The organism is Micromonospora sp. U21 (genome assembly GCF_018070045.1).
GTDB lineage: Bacteria > Actinomycetota > Actinomycetes > Mycobacteriales > Micromonosporaceae > Micromonospora.
The window spans coordinates 191700-209071 of sequence record NZ_JAGPYK010000005.1 but is presented as its reverse complement, the minus strand read 5'-3'; the positions used below and the strand labels follow the sequence as shown (position 1 = coordinate 209071).

At 72.6% G+C, this 17372-nt stretch carries 14 protein-coding genes; 12 read left to right on the top strand and 2 right to left on the bottom strand.

What is annotated here, in order from left to right; genetic code table 11:
* The first annotated feature begins 239 nt into the window (after positions 1–239).
* Genes KBX63_RS09055 through KBX63_RS09020 form a run of 8 tightly spaced genes read left to right on the top strand, consistent with a single transcriptional unit; the run spans position 240 to position 8558 of the window.
* Positions 240–2627, top strand: coding sequence for a nitrate- and nitrite sensing domain-containing protein (locus KBX63_RS09055; protein WP_210910529.1), 2388 nt, complete (start codon positions 240–242; stop codon positions 2625–2627).
* A 16-nt stretch (positions 2628–2643) separates the two neighbouring features.
* Complete coding sequence (locus KBX63_RS09050) at positions 2644–3048, top strand: roadblock/LC7 domain-containing protein (RefSeq protein ID WP_089021419.1); 405 nt, start codon at positions 2644–2646, stop codon at positions 3046–3048.
* A gap of 51 nt (positions 3049–3099) precedes the next feature.
* The gene (locus KBX63_RS09045) at positions 3100–4293 is read left to right on the top strand and encodes an ABC transporter substrate-binding protein (protein ID WP_210910528.1); all 1194 of its coding nucleotides are present in this window, start codon (positions 3100–3102) and stop codon (positions 4291–4293) included.
* Positions 4290–5186: a branched-chain amino acid ABC transporter permease gene (locus KBX63_RS09040; RefSeq protein WP_210910527.1), complete on the top strand. Its 897-nt coding sequence runs from the start codon at positions 4290–4292 to the stop codon at positions 5184–5186. The genes KBX63_RS09045 and KBX63_RS09040 overlap by 4 nt, the downstream gene beginning before the upstream one ends.
* Positions 5183–6211 (top strand): branched-chain amino acid ABC transporter permease, encoded by a 1029-nt coding sequence (locus KBX63_RS09035; RefSeq protein ID WP_210910526.1) that lies wholly within the window; start codon positions 5183–5185, stop codon positions 6209–6211. Before KBX63_RS09040 ends, KBX63_RS09035 begins: the two co-directional genes overlap by 4 nt.
* Entirely contained in the window at positions 6208–6951 is a 744-nt protein-coding gene (locus tag KBX63_RS09030; RefSeq protein WP_210910525.1) for an ABC transporter ATP-binding protein, read from the top strand. The genes KBX63_RS09035 and KBX63_RS09030 overlap by 4 nt, the downstream gene beginning before the upstream one ends.
* Positions 6951–7721: an ABC transporter ATP-binding protein gene (locus KBX63_RS09025; RefSeq protein WP_210910524.1), complete on the top strand. Its 771-nt coding sequence runs from the start codon at positions 6951–6953 to the stop codon at positions 7719–7721. The genes KBX63_RS09030 and KBX63_RS09025 overlap by 1 nt, the downstream gene beginning before the upstream one ends.
* A 33-nt stretch (positions 7722–7754) precedes the next feature.
* The gene (locus KBX63_RS09020) at positions 7755–8558 is read left to right on the top strand and encodes a class I SAM-dependent methyltransferase (RefSeq protein ID WP_210910523.1); all 804 of its coding nucleotides are present in this window, start codon (positions 7755–7757) and stop codon (positions 8556–8558) included.
* Between the two features lie 153 nt (positions 8559–8711).
* On the opposite strand, the gene KBX63_RS09015 is transcribed toward KBX63_RS09020, so the two are convergent.
* The gene (locus KBX63_RS09015) at positions 8712–11036 is read right to left on the bottom strand and encodes an acylase (protein WP_247662014.1); all 2325 of its coding nucleotides are present in this window, start codon (positions 11034–11036) and stop codon (positions 8712–8714) included.
* Positions 11037–11187: 151 nt separating this feature from the next.
* Between KBX63_RS09015 and KBX63_RS36685 the strand changes: the two genes are divergently transcribed.
* Positions 11188–11409, top strand: coding sequence for a hypothetical protein (locus KBX63_RS36685; RefSeq protein WP_374102199.1), 222 nt, complete (start codon positions 11188–11190; stop codon positions 11407–11409).
* 332 nt (positions 11410–11741) lie between these two features.
* Here the strand turns inward: KBX63_RS36685 and KBX63_RS09005 are convergent, their stop codons facing one another.
* Complete coding sequence (locus tag KBX63_RS09005; protein WP_210910521.1) at positions 11742–13175, bottom strand: NAD(P)/FAD-dependent oxidoreductase; 1434 nt, start codon at positions 13173–13175, stop codon at positions 11742–11744.
* A 216-nt stretch (positions 13176–13391) separates the two neighbouring features.
* Here KBX63_RS09005 and KBX63_RS09000 point away from each other — a divergent pair, with 216 nt between their 5' ends.
* From KBX63_RS09000 to KBX63_RS08990, 3 genes are read left to right on the top strand one after another with little or no spacing between them, the layout of a single operon-like run.
* Complete coding sequence (locus tag KBX63_RS09000; RefSeq protein ID WP_210910520.1) at positions 13392–14225, top strand: ABC transporter ATP-binding protein; 834 nt, start codon at positions 13392–13394, stop codon at positions 14223–14225.
* Positions 14226–14260: 35 nt separating this feature from the next.
* Positions 14261–15244 carry an ABC transporter substrate-binding protein gene (locus KBX63_RS08995; protein WP_210910519.1) on the top strand — a complete coding sequence of 328 codons (984 nt, stop codon included), beginning with the start codon at positions 14261–14263 and terminating at the stop codon, positions 15242–15244.
* 5 nt (positions 15245–15249) lie between these two features.
* Positions 15250–17352, top strand: a complete 2103-nt coding sequence (locus KBX63_RS08990; RefSeq protein WP_210910632.1) for an iron ABC transporter permease — start codon at positions 15250–15252, stop codon at positions 17350–17352.
* Positions 17353–17372: the final 20 nt, after the last annotated feature.

The following is a 17372-nucleotide window of genomic DNA, read 5'->3' as shown; positions in this document are numbered from 1 at the left end:
GTCATCGCCGCCGCGTCACCGCCTGCTGACTCTGGGTACAGATGCTGGTACGGGCAGTTTGTACCACGGTCAGGTCTGGTCTCCGGGCGCGCGTTCCGGCCGAATGGGACTTGCATTCGGCAACGTGCGTATAGACCGTCATCGACGAGTCGTGGGAGTCAATCTTGGCGTCGAGCACGAGGTCCCACGCGGCCCGACCCTACCCGACCCGGCGACGCGGTTGGAAGATCGCCGGACGGATGCGCCTCATCGTCGCGGCACCGCTGGTCGCCGTGATCGGGTTCGCCGGCCTGGCGCTGACCGAGAGCGCCCGCCAGACGACCCGCGCCAGCGATCTGGAGGTGCTGGCGCGTCTCGGCGCCGAGGCCGGTGACCTGGCCTACCGGCTGCAACGCGAGCGCATCGCCGCCGCCGACCTGCTCACCTACGCCGCCCCGGAGCAGCAGGACGCCTTCGGCGCGGAGATGGCCGCCACCGACGATGCCGTCGCTCGCTACCGCCGGCAGCGCGACCGGGTGCCCGCCGACGCCGACGCCAACCGGCCCCTCCTGCGACGCATCGACACGGCCCTGGACGGCCTCGCTCCACTGCGAACCCAGGTGCGCACGGCGGCGCACGCCTCGGTCTCGGCGATGACCTTCAGCTACCGCATCGCGATCGCCGACCTGATCAATTTCCGGGAGAACGTCTCGCACGGGGTGGTCAACGCTCAGCTCGCCGACGGGATCCGGGCCTCGGCGGCGCTGTCGAAGACGGCGGAGGCGATCGGCCAGCAGCAGGTCGCCGTGCTCCGCGCGGTCGCGGCCGGCGAGCTGACCCCCGCCATGCAGCAGGACATCACCGCCGCCCGTACCAGTTACACCGAATCGAGCCTGTCGTTCCTCGCCCTGGCCCCACCCGACTGGAGCCTCTGGTGGGACCAGGTCGGTACCGGCAAGGAGGCGCTCGTACTGCAACGGATGCAGGACGAGGTGTCCCGAGCCCAGCCGGGGACGCGACTGCAACTGGCGACCAACTCCTGGGTGTCCACGACGCAGGACCGTGCCGCCCGCCTCTCCGAGCTGCGGGGCCGGGTCGACGACGCGGTGCTCGACGACGTCCGGGCCGCGCACGCCGACCAGCGCCGCCGGGCCGTGGCCGAGGCGGTCAGCGTCCTCCTGGCACTGCTGCTGACCGCGCTGGTGACCTGGGCCGTGGCCCGGCAGATCACCCGGCGGTTGCGTCGCCTGCGCGACGCGGCCAACGCCGTCGCGTTCGAACAGCTGCCCGCCGTGGTGGCCCGACTCCAACAGCCGGGAAGCGCCGCCGTCGACCCCCACGAGCTGGCCCGCCAGCAGTCCAGCGCCGCCCTCGAACCATCCAGTGACGACGAGATCGGCGAGCTGGGCCAGGCGTTCAGCGCGGTGCACCGGGCCGCCGTGCGGACCGCCGCCGAACAGGCCGTCATGCGCGCCAACACCGCCGACATCTTCATCCACCTGAGCCGCCGTGAGCAGCGGCTGGTCGACGCCGTCCTGGCCCAGGTCGATCTGGTCGAGCGGGACGAGACCGATCCCGACCGGCTCCACCAGCTCTACACCCTGGACAACCTGGCGACCCGGATGGGACGGATCAACGCCAGCCTGCTGGTGCTCGGCGGCGTCGGCGTGGGTCGGGTACGCCAGCACGACGTGCCGCTGCAACAGGTGCTCCAGGCGGCACTGTCGCAGATCGAGCACTACGCGCGGATCCGGCTCGGCATGATCGACGGGGACGTCGCCGTCGCGGCCAAGTCCGTCGACGAGGTCGTGCACCTGCTCGCCGAACTCATGGACAACGCGACGACGTACTCGCCGCCGGGGAGCGAGGCATGGGTGACCGGCCGGAGCCTGGGTGACCGGGTCATCGTCCAGATCAGCGACGGGGGCGTGGGGTTGTCCCCGCAGCGGCTGCAGCAGCTCAACGAACTGCTGGCCCGCCCGCCGGCCATCGATGTCGCCGCCGTACGCGCGATGGGGCTGGTCGTCGTGGGCCAGCTCGCGGCCCGGTTGGGGGCGAGCGTCCAACTGCGACGCGGCCCCCGACGCGGCACCCTCGCCGAGGCGACACTGCCCGCGGCGATGATCCGGTCTCTGCCACCGGAGGAGTACCTGCTCGCACCCGGGCGGCTGTCACGCCGGGCGGCCCGTACGACCAACCCTCCACCGCCGTACCAGCCGCGCCCGCAGCCCACCGCAGGGCGCGCCCCGGTCGAGCGGACCCTGCCGGCGGCGCCGGTGTTCCGACCCGCCCCCACGCCGACGGACCGGGGTGAGGCGTCGACCGAGGAGCTGCTCATCTTCGAACAGGTCAACCACTGGTTCCACACCGATGTCGTCGACGGTCAGGACGGCCGGGAGTGGTCCAGTCCGGCCGACGACGCCTGGCGCACCGCCGCCCAGGCGACCACCCCCGAGGTCGCCACGACCACAACATCCGGCCTGCCCAAACGGCAGCCGCAACGGCATCTCGTGCCCGGTGGCGTCACCGTGCCCCAGCAGCAGCGGTCCGAGTACCGCGATCCGGCCCAGGTGGCGACGGCGATGGCCGCGTACGCGCGCGGAGTGGCGACCCGACGACGTACCCCGATCAACCTCGGCAACAAATGACGCGACAGGAGAGCACGTGAGCGACCAACAGGATCTCGGCTGGCTGCTGGACAACTTCGCCGCTCGCGCGACCGAGGTCAGCCATGCGATCGCCATCTCCAGCGATGGTCTGATGGTGGCCGCCACCCGCGACCTGCCGCCGGATCGCGCCGACCAACTGGCCGCGACGGGCAGCGGGCTGGTCAGCCTGCTGCGGGGCGCGGCGGCCTTCTTCGACGCCGGCGCGGTGATCTCCAACGTCACACAGCTCGAAGGCGGGTTCATGTTCTCGATGGCCTTCAACGACGGCGCCTCGCTGCTGGTGCTCGCGGCACCGGAGTGTGACGTGGGCAAGGTGTCCTACGAGATGACCGAGCTGGCCAACCGGATCGGGGACGCGCTGACCCCCGCGGCCCGGGCTGCGCTCGCCCGCAGCCGCTGACAATCCCGGCGCCCCCACGCCGGAGACCCCTCCCTTCCCCTGGAGAAAGACATGCCTCTCACCACCCCTCGGCGCAGCCGTGCCGTCACCGCCTCGTTGCTCGCGCTCGTGCTGACCGTCGGCACAGCGTGCGGCGACGACGGGCCGGGCACGAGTGCCAGCGGATCGATAAAGATCGGCCTGCTCGCGTCGCTGTCCGGGACGTACCAGGCCGTCGGTAAGGAGATCCGCGACGGCTTCGAGCTCTACCTGGCCACCCACGACGGCAAACTCGGCGGCCGACAGGTCGACCTCGTCGTCGCCGACGAGGGCAACGGCGCCGCGACCGCGGTGCCGGCGGCGACCAAACTGCTCAAGCAGGACCGCGTGGTCGCGCTCACCGGCATCGTCGGTGGCGGCTCGGTCGCCGGGGTCTACCCCCTGCTCAACGAGACCAAGGTGCCGCTCGTCGGCTCCAACGGCCGACCGGAGCTCAAGGAGGTCTCCCGGGTCTGGCACACCTCGTACCTCTCCGACGAGCCCGGGGCGGCGATCGCGCAGCACGTCCGGGACAACGTGAAGGGCTCGGTGTACGCGATCGGCCCGGACTACCAGGGCGGGTGGGACGAGCTGCGTGGCTTCACCGACGCGTTCGCCCAGGCCGGCGGGAAGCTCGCCAACCCCGATGGCAAGACCACGTTCACCCCGTTCCCGGCCACGACCAACTTCACCCCGTACTTCGCCCGGATCAAGGCCTCGGGTGCGGCGGCCGTCTACACCTTCTACGCCGGTAGCGCCGCCGTCGACTTCGTCAAGCAGTACGCGCAGTCCGAGATCAAGGACGTCCCGCTGTACGCGGCAGGGTTCCTCACCGAGGGCGGCGTGCTCAACGCGCAGGGCGAGGCGGCCCGGGACATCTACTCGGTGCTCAACTACTCGCCCGACCTCGACAACGCCGAGAACCGCGCCTTCGTCGCGGCGTGGAAGGCGAAGCACGACGGCTCCCCCACGACGTACGCGCTGGCCTCCTATGATGCGGCGGCGGTACTGGACCGGGCCATCGGGGCCGCCGGGAGCGACCCGACTCCGGAGGCCATCAACACGGCCATCGGTCAGCTCGGCCAGATCGCCAGCCCGCGCGGCACCTGGCAGTTCTCCACCACCACGCACTCGCCGGTGCAGAAGTGGTACCTGCGGCAGGTCCGCCAGGATGGTCGGGCGCTGTCCAACACCGTCGTGGGTGACCTCGCGACCATCGGCCGGTGATCGCGGTGGCGGCCGGCACGAACCGGATCGACCCGTACCTGATCCCGGCGCTGGACGGGGTCGCCTACGGGCTGCTCGTCTTCGTGGCGGCGTCGGGCCTGGTCTTCTGTTTCGGCGTCGCCAACATCCTCAACCTGGCGCACGGCACGCTCTACGCGATCGGCGGGTACACCGCCGCCGCCCTGCTCGACGGCGGCTGGGCGAGCCTGGCGCTGGCACTGGCGGTCGGCGTGCTGGCCGCGGCCGCGGCGGGTGTGCTGCTGGCCGGCCTGCTCACGCCGGTCGCCACGGGCAACCACCTCACCCAGGCGCTGCTGACCTTCGGGGTGGCGCTGGCCGGCGGCAGCCTGCTCGTCGCCGGCTTCGGCCCCGACGATCCGCAGGTCCAGGTCCCCGCCGCCCTGGACGGGTCGGTGGTCGTCGCCGGCCACCGCTACGCCGCGTACCGGCTGGTGTTCATCGTCGTCGCCGCGGTCATCGCCGCCGGGCTCTACCTCGCGGTGCGGCGCACCCGGGCCGGGATGCTGGTCCGGGCGGCCGTCGACGACGCCGAGATGGTCGCCTGCATGGGTGTGAGTCCCGCGCGGATCCGGGCCGGTGTGCTCGCCGCCGCCGGCGCGCTGGCCGGCGCGGCCGGGGTGCTGGGCGCGCCCATCATCGGCCCCGGCGCGGACACCGCCGACACCGTCCTGTTGCTGTCCCTGGTGGTCGTCGTCCTTGGTGGTCTCGGGTCAATGGCGGGCACGCTGCTCGCCGCGCTCGCGATCGGGGAGATCCAGACCCTGGGAGTGGCGCTGCTGCCGTCCGCCGCGCCGTTCCTGCTGTTCGCCGCCATGGCAGCCGTCCTCGCCGTGCGGGCGCGTGGCTTCGCCACCAACCGGAGGGTGACATGAGGGACGAGGTGATCCGCCGGGTACGCGGCGCCGTCGCGGCTCTCGTCCTGGCCGGCCTGGTCGTGGCGCCCTGGGCGGTCGACGACTACACCGCGGCGATCCTCGCCCGGACGCTGGCGCTGGGCCTGGTCGGGGTGAGCGTGGCGCTGCTCACCGGTGTCGCCGGCATGCCCACCCTCGGCCAGACCGCACCGTACGCGGCCGGCGCCTACGCCTGCGCCGTGCTCGGCAGCCAGATCTCCGACGTCGGCGTCGTGCAACTCGCCGTCGCGGCCGGGGCCGGGGCGGTGCTGGCCGCGTTGACTGTGCCGCTCGTCGTCCCCGCCCGGGGGGTGATCGTCCTGATGATCACTCTGGCCATCGGTGAACTCGTCGTGACCGTCCTCGGCCGGTGGCGGTCGGTGACCGGTGGCACGGACGGGTTGGCCGGCATATCCCCGGTCCGCCCGTTCTGGGGCCTGCCGGTCCTCGCGAACGACCAGGCGCGTTACCTGTACACGCTGGTCGTCGTGGCCACACTGGTCGGCGCGGTGCTGCTGCTGTTGCGTACCCGGTTCGGGCTGCTGCTGCGTGCCGGCCGGGACGACGAGACGCGGCTGCGGGCCAGCGGGCACCGGGTGCCGCTGCACCTGTCCGGCGCGCACATCGCCGCCGGCGCGATAGCCGGTGCCGCCGGCTCGCTGCTGGTCGTCGCCCAGCAGTACATTTCGCCCGCCGACTTCGGCTTCGACACCTCCGCGCTGCTGCTGCTCGGTGTCGTCATCGGTGGTACGGCCTCGGTCGGTGGCGCCCTGGTGGGCGCGGCGCTCGTCATCGCCGTGCGGGACTGGCTGTTCGGGGTGCTGCCCGGCCACGCGCCGCTGGTGCTGGGCGCGCTGTTCGTGGCGACGGTCTACCTGCTGCCCACCGGCGTCAACCGGGTCCGGGGCGCACGGGTCAGGTTGCGCCCGCCGACCGCCCCGCCGAGTAGACCGGACGCCCCGGCCGCCCGTGACCACGCCCCGGTACCGGAGCTGCACGCATGACCGGCCTGCTCAGCGCCCAGGATGTCAGCGTGCGCTACGGCTCGCTCGCCGCGCTCGCCGGCGTCGACCTGTGCATCCACGACGGCCAGCGGCACGCGCTCATCGGCCCCAACGGAGCCGGCAAGACGACCCTGCTCAACGTGATCGGCGGGTCGACGAAGCCACACCGCGGCACGGTGCGGTTCAACGGTCGGGACGTCAGTCGGCTCGGCCCGGCCGCGCGGGCCCGCCGAGGCATCAACCGGATACACCAACGGCCCGCGGTCTTTCCGACGCTCACCGCGACGGAGAACGTCGTGGTCGCCGCGCTGCCCCGGGTGATCCGGCGCCGCGGGTGGCGGCCCGGCGGACGTCGACGCGCCGCGCACCACCGGGCGGGCCCGCTGCTGGAGCAGATGGGCCTGACCGACGTCGCGGCGGTGCCCGCCGGCCACCTCGCACACGGACAACGACGCCAGTTGGAGATCGCGATGGCCCTTGCCGGTCGCCCCCGGCTGCTGCTGCTCGACGAACCGGCGGCCGGGCTGTCCGCCACCGAGGTCGGCCGGCTGGTCGAGCTGCTCCGGGCGCTGCCCAGGGCGGTCGCCGTGTTGCTGGTCGAGCATCGACTGGACCTGGTGTACGCCCTCTCCGACGCGGTCACCGTGCTGCGCGACGGCCGGACGTTGGCCGCCGGGACGCCGGACGAGATCCGTACCTCGCCGCTGGTGCGGCAGGCCTACGCCGACGGGGTGTCCTGATGCTGTGTGTGGAGCGTCTCTGCGCCGGCTACGCCGGCGGAACCGTGCTGCACGAGGTGAGCCTGCGGGTGCCTCCGGGCAGCGTCCAGGCCGTGGTGGGTCGCAACGGCGCGGGCAAGAGCACCCTCGTGCACACGATCGCCGGCCTGGTGCGCGCCTCCAGCGGTCGCATCGAGATCGGCGGGGTGCGCGTGGCCGGCCGGCAACCACACCGCATCGCTCAGGCCGGGGTCGGTCTCGTCCCGCAGGGCCGGCGGGTCTTCTCCCGGTTGACCGTGGCCGAGCACCTCGTCCTGGCGGCCGCACCGTGGCGTGCCGCGACCCCCGGCGGCGAGGGCTGGACGGTGGCGCGGATCCTCGAGCTGCTGCCTCGGCTGGCGGTGCGGCTGCGTCACCGCGGGTGCGAACTGTCCGGCGGCGAACAGCAGATGCTGGCGATAGCCCGTGCCCTGCTCGGGCAACCACGGGTGCTGCTGCTCGACGAACCGTGTGAGGGGCTCGCCCCCGACCTGGCGGCACGGGTCCGCGAGCTCATCGGTGGCCTGGCCGCCGACGGGTTGACCGTGCTGCTCGTGGAGCAGCAGCTCCAGCACGCGATCGAGATCGCGGACCGGGTGGCGGTGCTGGAGTACGGCCAGGTGGTCTACGACCGACCGACGGCCGAGGCCCGGACCGATCCGGCCCCGCTGACGGCGATGTTGAGCGTCGCCGCCGCCCCGCCGCCCCCGGCCAACCGACCAACACCTCGGCTCTGGGCCGACACCCCGTAGGTCACCCGACCCCTCTCGGAGAGGTAGACACCGATGGCAACCGCTACCACCGATGGCGCGTACACCTTTGACAACGGCGCACCGGACGCCGTCCCACAGATGCAGGCGCTGGAGTCCTTCCTGGATCCGATCACGATGCGTCGCCTGGCCCGCCCGGTACTGCGCCTGGGGGCGAGGTGCTGGGAGGTCGGAGCCGGCGGGGGCTCGATGGCCCGACGGATCGCCCGGGCGGTCGGCGAGGACGGTCACGTGCTGGCCACCGACATCGATCCCACGCACCTCGTGGCCGATGGCAACCTGCACGTACGCCAGCACGACGTCCGCACCGAACCGCCACCCGGGGACGCGTTCGACCTGATCCACGCCCGGCTGGTGCTGCTGCACCTGCCCGATCGACGACGGGTCCTCGGCACGCTCGCCGGCGCGCTGGCGCCCGGCGGGTGGCTGGTGGTCGAGGAGTTCGACTGCACCGCACCACTGCGGGTGCTGACCGCACCGAGCGACGACGCGGCGAAGCTCTTCGCCCAGGTGATGGACACCATGATGGGTGTCCTTCAGGAGCACGGCGCCGACCTGGGGTGGGCTCAGGACGTGCACACCGAGATGGCCCTCGCCGGTCTGACCGATCTCGACACCATCACTCACTCGCAGAGCTGGGTCGGCGGATCGACCGGAACGTCGCTCTACGAGACGAACTCCCGCCAGCTGGAGCCGGACCTGCTCGCGGCGGGACTGTCAGCCAACCAACTGCACGCGTTCCGCAGGCTGGTCCGCGATCCCGAGTTCGCCGTCATGTCGTACCACTTCGTCTCCACGCGGGGCCGTCTACCGGGCTGAGGGGCAGCTGGACCACCGCGCGGAGAACGGTCGCGCCTCGCGTGCCTGTCGCGCCGCAGCCCACCCCCCGCTGAGCCGGACAGCTCCGCGGAGGCGATGACCGCACCGGCCGGGCTCCCCGCCAGGGAGCCCGGCCACCTGCGTGCCGGCGGGTCAGTGGCGGCGGCCCTCCCCCACCCGGTACGTGCGCAGGTTCGGGTCCGCCTTGATCTGCGCCTCCGTGTACTTGATCGTGTCCCACCCCTTGCCGGAGTAGAGCGCGGTCTGGTCGGCGTACCAGGGCGAGTTCGGGTTGGTCGACTGGGAGTAGGTCAGGATCTGCCGCCCGGACGGCCCGTGTCGGCCCAGCTCGACGGCCATCACGAACGACGAGCCGTGCACCACCTTCGGGTAGCCGGCGCCCGGCACCCGGTTGTTGACGATCATGTTGAAGATGCCGGCCTCGGCGCGTCCGCCATGGATCGGGATACGCCGATCGCCGCGCGGCTCGGTCTGGATGTCGCCGAGTCGGGCGTCGAGCGGGATGCCGGCGAGACGCTGTACGGCGTCGGCGAGCGCGGTGCGCACGGCCGGGTTGGCGGTGTCGAGCCGGCGCGGCGTGCGCACCGGGTCGGTGACGACGAAGGTGTCGGCGAAGCGCAGCCCGTTGGCCAGGACGAACTCGGTGAACAGGTGCGCGCCGCGACTGTCCAGGTCCGCGTGCAGGTCCCAGCGGGCCAGTGCGGCGCAGGCGGCGCGCAGGTCGACCTTCGCGCCGTTCGAGGCGGTGCCGGTGGGCTGGGCGGTGCAGAGCGCGACCAGGTCGTCGCGGACCAGTTCACCGCCGTACACCCGGTTGCCGAAGACCGTCCGCCACAGCCGCTCGGCGGTGAACCCGCGCCCCGGCAGCCCGTCGGTGCCGGCGAGGCGCTGCCGCACCTGGTCGAGGCCGAGACGGGTACGCAGGCTGCGCGGGGTCCGTTCGTCGCCGAGGATCCGCGCGTAGCCCTCCAGCGGGGCCTGCGGGTTGGCCAGCCAGTAACTGTCGTTGGAGTTGGTGACGTAGTCGGTGCGGAAGCGGACCGGCAGGTTCGCCGGGCCGAGGATGCCGGGCACGGCGGCGTCCGGGTCGGCGCCGAGCGCGCAGGCCGACCGGGAACCGTCCAGGACGGCCTGGCCGCTGCTGGCGTAGAGCGGCTGGAACGGCACCGGGATGCAGGCGGCGGCGAGGGCGTCGGTCACCCGGGGCACCACCGAGTGGTCGGCGTAGAGCGCCTCGCCGCGGGCGTCGGCGGCGATCACGTTGACCCAGGGCAGGAACTGGTAGCGGTCGAGCACCCGCTTCAGGTCGCGGACCGTCTCGGCGCGGCCCATCTGCAACCAGCCGTCGAAGGCCCGGTTGTTGGTGGCGTTGATGTCGGTGATGGCGTACGCGGTGCCGGCGGTCCAGTCGAAGGTGCCGGGCACCACCACGACCGGCCCGAAGTGGGTGTCGTGGAAGGTCCGGCTGACCGGTACCGTGCCGCCGTTCGGGCCGGGCACCTGAACGGTGACCGTGCGGGTGGTCATCCTCCGCGGCTCACCGTCGACGTAGTACGAGGTGGGGTCGCCGGGGACCAGCGCGAGGCGGTGCCACACGAACCGGCGGGCTGTGGAGACGGTGTGGCTCCAGGCGAGGGTGCGGTTGTGCCCGATCTCGACGATCGGGTCGCCGATCAGCGCGGCGCCCTCGACGTCGTAGCGGCCGGGCACCTTGAGGTGCATCCGGTAGAAGCGTTCCGCGCCGTCCCACGGGAAGTGCGGGTTGGCCAGCACCATGCCGCCCCGGTTGGCGGTCGCCGCCTCGCCCAGCCCGTACGCGTTGCTGCCCACCCCGGCGGGGGCGCCGTCGCTGGCGGCGAGCACGGCGGCCGCGCCGGGCGCGTCCTGGACGGCGGCCGGGCCGGTGGCGGTGGGCGGCGCGGCGGCGACGATCCCGTCGAGCACCGCCCGCGAGCCGGCCCGGACCATGCTGGCCCAGGTGGTACGCCAGATGTCCAGCTCGGTCAGCGGACGCACCCACGGCCTGGCCCGGCACGCCGGGTCGGTGAGCCTCGACGCACCGGTGCGGCGCAGGTAGGAGTTGTAGCCGGCGACGAAGCCGCGGATCTGGTCGCGGACGTCGTCGGACGGTGAGTGCACGCCGTCGCGGCGGCCGTCGAGCAGCCGCTCCACCGCCCGGTCGTCGATGGCCTTGCGGAAGAACAGGTCGCTGCGCACGTTCGCGTCGGTCGGACCGGTCGCGCCGAAGTAGCGGGAGCGCTCGCCGTTGACCGTCACCACCTTCTCGGCGATGACGCAGAGGTTGTCCTCCGCCTGCACGTATCCGACGCCGAAGCCCAGGTTGGCGTAGCTGGTGGCGGTGATGTGCGGGACGCCGTAGGACGCGCGGCGGATCTCGGCGGAGTAGCCGCGATCGCGCTGGTGCGCGCCGGCCGGGGGCACGCTCAGGCCCGCCATGATCAGGCCCAGGACCACCCCCGCCGCGCCGAGGCGTGTTGATGTTGACACCGCGTCCTCCCCCCGTCGTCCCCCCGGACGCCGCTGCCCGAGGGACATTCACGTTGATCGGCATTCTCGTCGCTGCCGCGCCGCCCCGTACACCCCCGGCGTGCCGACCGCGCGCCGTGGTGCGGTCAGCGGCACCCGCCGGCGCGCGGGGGCGCAGCCGCCACGGCCTCGGCAACGTGTCGGCACGCTCCTGACCCCGGACGGCGGCACCGCCCGGATCAGTGGCTTCGACGTCGTACGTGACGCCGAGCGGGTCCGGCAGACCATCGGCCTCACCGGCCAGTACGCCTCGGTCGACGAGGACGGGGCTCGACCGAGTTAAGCGCGAGGACATGTGGGACGTGGTCCGATCGTTGGTCACGAACGGCTCGACCGTGCTGCTCACCACGCAGTACCTGGAGGAGGCCGACGCGCTCGCGGACGCGATCACGGTGATCGACCGCGGCACGGTCATCGCGTACGACACACCCGAGGGGCTCAAGCGGGTGGTCGGCGGCCAGACAAGCGCGCGGACCACCGCCGTGAGCCGCTCCCCCCGGACCGGCTGGCCGTCGACGGCGAGCGGGCCGAGGATCGTGATCTGCACGCATCCCCCACCCGTACATCGGGCCGCCGGCAACCCGCTCATGGTCATCGGCCACGCGCCGGACAGGGCTAGGGGGTGTGCGCCGAGGTGGCGGCGGACCCGCCGCGGAACAGGCCGAGCCGGAGCGCCCGGAGCACGGTGCCGGGCCGGCTCAGCGTCGCCGGATGGTCCAGCATGGTGGTGACCCGGCCCAGCCGGGCGCTGAGCACCGGATCGGTCAGCGACGTCCGGAAGACCAGGTCACCGAACCACTTCGTGACCTTGTACCCGGGTGGGTACGGGCCGTCGACGTGTGGAAGCTCGATGTCGGCCGAGGTGGAGATCTGCCAGGCGGCGTCGACGACCACCCGCACCTGGTCGAAGTACGCCCGCGCCGGCTCCTCGTGCAGCTCCGGGTCCGAGCGCAGGTACGCCGACAGGCAGGAGGCGTGCAGCATCGCGGAGGTCATGCCCTGGCCGTACACCGGGTTGAAGGACGCGATCGCGTCTCCGGCCGCGACCAGTCCGGCGGGCATCCGGTCGAGCAGGTGGAAGTCCCGGCGTCGGCTGTCCGCCTGGTGGTACGTGGCCACCCCGCCGAGCATCTCGCCATGTTCGGCGATGTCGCCGAACATGTGCGGGTAGTGCTGGCGGCAGCGGGCGGTGAAGTCGGCGACGTCGCGGCTGGGCCGGTCCTCGTCGTAGCCGGCGACCAGCATGATCCAGCGGCCTCCCTCGACCGAGTTGATCCCACCGATCCGGGCGGACCGGCCCTTACCGGCCATGGTGTGGTAGACCACCACCCAGGTGTCGCTGACCGCCGGGTCCTGCTTGTAGAGCGCGGTCGCGTAGTTGAGTTTGATCGGCATCCGCTGCATCGGCGGGCGTGGCCACCCGTTGTCGGCCAGCCAGTCGCTGAGCCGGCTGGACCGGCCCATCGCGTCGACCACGAGGTCCGCCGGTTCGGCGATCGGCTCGGTCCCGCCGTCCGGCACGTACCGGGCGCCGGTGACGCGCCGGTCGGCGAGAACCAGGCCGTCCGCGCGGCCGTACGTGATCCGGATGTTGTCGATCGCGAGGGTCCGCCGCCGGACCAGCGCCTCCAGGAACGGACGCGTGGTGATCAGCATCGGGCCGGTGCCGGACGGTGCCGGTGGCAGCCCCAGCACACCGTTCACGAAGATCTTCGCCGCGCCCTGATCCCCCGGCGGCGGTGGGGCGCCGAGCGCGAGCGCCTCGTCGACGATGCCGGGAAACCAGCGTTCCAACTGGATCTGACCGGAGGGCAGCAGCGCGTGCACCTGGCTGCCCTGCGGCACACCGAGCCGAGGCCCGTCGTCCACATCGGACGGATCCCGCTCGATGATCAGCACGTCGTCGGCGTGGTCACTCAGCACCCGGGCCGCCATGAGCCCGGCGATGCTGCCACCCAGCACCACCGCCCGCCGCATGACCACCCTGGTCTCGGCCGGCCGTTCCGCTGTCGCTATCTCGGAGAAGAGCCGGGACGGCGAGGGGGTCATACGGTCACTCCTCGAGTGGTCGGGGAAACCTCGGCATCCACGACCGTAGCCACCAGATCGGCCGCCGTCAGTGTCAACGACCCGCCAATTCTGGTTGCCACCCACCGGTCTGGCATTCCACGCCGGCTCAGCTATGTCGATGAGCGGAGCGCCGCACGAATTCGCAGGTCCGGACCGTCTTGACAGGCCATCCTCGGGTTAGGTTAGCCTAACCTCATGCAGAAGGAGTTGGCGTCGGCCGCCGGAGAGCACAGCCTGTCGGGCGTCGACCTCCGCCTGGGCTATCACGGCGTGACCGTGGTGCACGGGGCGACGATCGGCCTCCGCCGGGGTGCGGTGACCGCGCTCGTCGGGCCCAATGGCAGCGGCAAGTCAACCCTGCTGCGTGCCCTGGCTCGGCTGCACCCGATCGAGGCCGGCACGGTTCACCTCGCCGACGGCGACGCCGCGGCAAGCCTGCCGGCCAGGGAGTTCGCCCGTCGGGTCACCCTGCTCACCCAGAGCCGGCCGGTACCCAGCGGGGTCACCGTCCGTGACGTCGTGGGGTACGGACGGCACCCCTACCGGGGGCGCTGGCGGGCGGAGGATCCGAACGGTCCCGTCGCCATCGCCCGGGCCATGGACGTCACCGGCGTCACCGCGATGGCGGACCGACCGGTCGACGAACTCTCCGGCGGCGAGCTGCAGCGGGTGTGGCTGTCCACCTGCCTGGCCCAGGACACCCCGGTCCTGCTCCTCGACGAGCCCACCACATTCCTCGACCTGCGCTACCAGGTGGAGATCCTCGACCTGGTCCGTGACCTCGCCGACGACCACGGCGTCGCCGTCGGCGTCGTGCTGCACGACCTCAACCAGGCAGCCGCAGTGGCCGACGAGGTGGTCCTGCTGCACAACGGCCGGGTCCGCGCCACCGGCACCCCGACCGCGGTGTTCACCGAGAACGCCCTGACCGAGACCTACGGGATCCGGATCGAGGTGACCGCCGATCCATTCACCGGACTGGTCACCACCCGCCCCGTGGGGCGGCACCTGACCCGCACCCCGATCTGAACGACCACTCCGATCCGCACCAGAGAAAGATCGTCATGACCCGTACCCGTTTCACCGCCCTCATCGCCGTGGTGGCCGCGCTGTCGCTCAGCGCGTGCGGCACCACCGAGAACGCCGCGACCCCCGAGGCCTCCGCCTCGGCGGCCGGCGGGCCGGTCACCGTCACCGACGGCCGCGGCAAGGCCGTCACCCTCAAGGCCCCGGCGACCAAGGTCGTCGGCCTGGAGTGGGGTGAGGTCGAGATGCTGGTCAGCCTTGGCGTGATGCCCGTCGGCGTCGCCGACGCCAAGGGCTACGGCACCTGGGTCACCGCCGCCAAGCTCGACCCGGGCGTCAAGGACGTCGGCACGCGCGGCGAGCCGAGCGTGGACTCGATCGTCGCCCTCCAGCCCGACCTGGTCGTGATGGAGGACGATCGGGCCGGCAGCCTGGTCAGCCAGCTCGAGAAGTACGTCCCCGTCGTGGTCGCCAAGGGCAGCGACGCCAAGGACAACCTCGGGCGGATGCGCGCGGACCTCACCATGATCGCCAAGGCGGTCGGCAGGACCACCGAGGCGGAGAAGCTGCTCGCCGACTTCGACGCGACCATCGCCGACGGCAGGAAGAAGATCGCCGACGCGGGTGCCGCCGGCCGCCCGTTCGCCATCGCCGACGGTTGGAAGGAGGGCAGCACCGTCAGCATCCGGATGTTCGGCCAGGGTGCGCTCGTCTCCCAGATCGGCATCCAGCTCGGCCTCAGCAACGCCTGGAGCGGCAAGACCGACGAGGTCTGGGGTCTCGGCCAGACCGACGTCGAGGGCATGACCGTCCTCAAGGACCCGAACCTGCACCTCTTCTACAACGCCTCCGACGGTGTCGACGTGTTCGCTGACGGTCTCGCCGGCAACGCCATCTGGAGGTCGCTGCCGTTCGTGCAGCGGGGCAACCTGCACAAGATGCCCGACGGCGTCTGGACCTTCGGCGGCCCGCTGTCCGGCAAGCAGTACATCGACCAGCTCGTCAAGACCTACACGGTGTGAGCGTGCTGATCGCACCCCCGCGCCCGGAGCCGGCCACCCGGCCAGCTCCGGGCGGACGGCTGGCCGTGCCCCGCGTCGTCGCCGTCTTCCTCGCCGCGACCCTGCTGCTGCTCGTGGTCGGCGCGGTGCACCTCACCCAGGGCACCTCCACCGTCGGCGCCCTGGACCTGCTGCGGCTCGCCGCCGGCGCCGACGACGAGGCGGCCCGCGTCCTGGTCGCCTCCCGGCTGCCCCGACTGCTCGCCGGGCTGGCCATCGGCGTCGCGCTCGGTGTCGCCGGAGCCGCGCTGCAATCCATTGCCCGCAACCCACTCGCCTCCCCGGACACCCTGGCCGTCAACGCGGGCGCCCACCTGGCGATCGTCTCCGTCGCCGCGTTCGGCATCTCGCTGCCCGCGCTGCCCGCCGGCGCACTCGCCTTCTGCGGAGGACTGGCCGCCGCCGCTCTGGTGATGGCGATGTCCGCCGGCGGACAGGCCGGCACCACCCGACTCATCCTCGCCGGCTCGGCGACCGCGCTGGCGCTCAGCTCGGTGACCACCCTGCTGCTGCTCCTGTTCGAGCAGGCCACCATCGGCATGTTCGCCTGGGGGAACGGTTCACTGGTGCAGAGCGACCTGGTCGCGCTGACCCAGCTCACCCCGGTGATCGTCGGCGCCGTCATCGTGCTGGTGTTGCTCGGGCACCGCCTCGACATCCTCGCCCTCGGCGACGACACCGCCACCGTGCTCGGTCTCGACGTCCGGCGTACCCGACTCACCGTCACCGTGCTGGCGGTCCTGCTGTCCGCCGCGGCGGTGACCCTCACCGGCCCGGTCGGCTTCGTCGGCCTCTGCGCCCCGGTGATCGTCCGGCTGCTAGCCCCGGTGGTGCCCGGGGTGCACCGGCACCGCGTCCTGCTGCCGCTGTCCGGCATCACCGGGGTCGTCATCGTGCTCGGCTCCGACGTGCTGCTGCGCGCCATCATGGGCGGGCAGGCCGGGGTGGAGGTTCCCACCGGCGTGGTCACCACCCTGTTCGGCGCGGCGATCCTCATCTGGTTGGCTCGCCGGCACCGCGACGCCGGCCCCACGCGCCGCCCGCCCGGCGGGCACGCGGCCGTCCGATCCCCGGCCTTCCACCGCACCGTCGTCGCCGTCACCGCCGTGGTCACCGTCGCCGCCGTGACGGTCGGCATGCTCGCCGGCGACACCTGGGTGCTCCTCGGTGACCTCGTCAACTGGGTCAACGGCAGCACCGGGCCCGCGTACACCTTCGTGCTGGACCAGCGCTGGCCGCGCGTCGCCGCGGCGGTCCTGGCCGGCGCGGCGCTCGCGGTCGCCGGCACCACCGTGCAGGCGGTCTGCCGCAATCCGCTCGCCGAACCCGGCATCCTCGGCATCACCGCCGGCGCCGGACTCGGCGCGGTCGCGCTGCTGACCTTCGTGCCGCTGGCTGGCGTGTGGGCCGTCTCCGGCGTCGCCGGGCTCGGCGCGATGCTGGCGTTCGCCCTGGTGTACGGCCTTGCCTGGCGGGGCGGCGGGCTCAGCTCCGACCGGTTGGTGCTGATCGGCTTCGGCGCCTGGCAGGGCGGCACCGCGCTGATCACATACCTGATCGTCGCCTTCGACCCCTGGAACACCGGGAAGGCGTTGACCTGGCTCTCCGGCTCCACCTACGGCCGCACGTCCACACAGGTGCTTCCGGTGGTGATCGCCCTGCTGGTGCTCACCCCGGCTGTGGTCGCCGCCCGGCGCGAACTCGACCTGATGACGCTGGACGACGACACCCCCCGGGTGCTGGGCGTCCGGCTGGAGCGCACCCGGCTGGTCGCGCTCGGCGCGGCGGCGCTGCTCACCTCCACCGCCGTCTCCGCCGTCGGGGTCATCGGCTTCGTCGGCCTGGTCGCCCCGCACGCCGCCCGAGCGCTCGTCGGCGGCCGGCACTCCCGGGTGCTTCCGGTGGCGGCCCTGCTCGGCGCGGCGCTGGTCAGCATCGCCGACACCCTCGGACGGACGTTCATCGCCCCGGCCCAGATCCCCGCCGGCCTGGTCACCGCCATGATCGGCACCCCTTACTTCGTCTGGCTGCTGTGGCGCTCCCGCGCCGTGGCGAACCACCCCCGGTAGCACGCCGGCCGAGCACCAGA

Coding starts and splice junctions, on each gene's coding strand:
- KBX63_RS09025 (WP_210910524.1), top strand. CDS start 6,951: ATGCTGTGTGTGGAGCGTCTCTGCGCCGGCTACGCCGGCGGAACCGTG.
- KBX63_RS09000 (WP_210910520.1), top strand. CDS start 13,392: ATGCAGAAGGAGTTGGCGTCGGCCGCCGGAGAGCACAGCCTGTCGGGC.
- KBX63_RS09030 (WP_210910525.1), top strand. CDS start 6,208: ATGACCGGCCTGCTCAGCGCCCAGGATGTCAGCGTGCGCTACGGCTCG.
- KBX63_RS09005 (WP_210910521.1), bottom strand. CDS start 13,175: ATGACCCCCTCGCCGTCCCGGCTCTTCTCCGAGATAGCGACAGCGGAA.
- KBX63_RS09035 (WP_210910526.1), top strand. CDS start 5,183: ATGAGGGACGAGGTGATCCGCCGGGTACGCGGCGCCGTCGCGGCTCTC.
- KBX63_RS09015 (WP_247662014.1), bottom strand. CDS start 11,036: ATGGCGGGCCTGAGCGTGCCCCCGGCCGGCGCGCACCAGCGCGATCGC.
- KBX63_RS09020 (WP_210910523.1), top strand. CDS start 7,755: ATGGCAACCGCTACCACCGATGGCGCGTACACCTTTGACAACGGCGCA.
- KBX63_RS08995 (WP_210910519.1), top strand. CDS start 14,261: ATGACCCGTACCCGTTTCACCGCCCTCATCGCCGTGGTGGCCGCGCTG.
- KBX63_RS09045 (WP_210910528.1), top strand. CDS start 3,100: ATGCCTCTCACCACCCCTCGGCGCAGCCGTGCCGTCACCGCCTCGTTG.
- KBX63_RS09055 (WP_210910529.1), top strand. CDS start 240: ATGCGCCTCATCGTCGCGGCACCGCTGGTCGCCGTGATCGGGTTCGCC.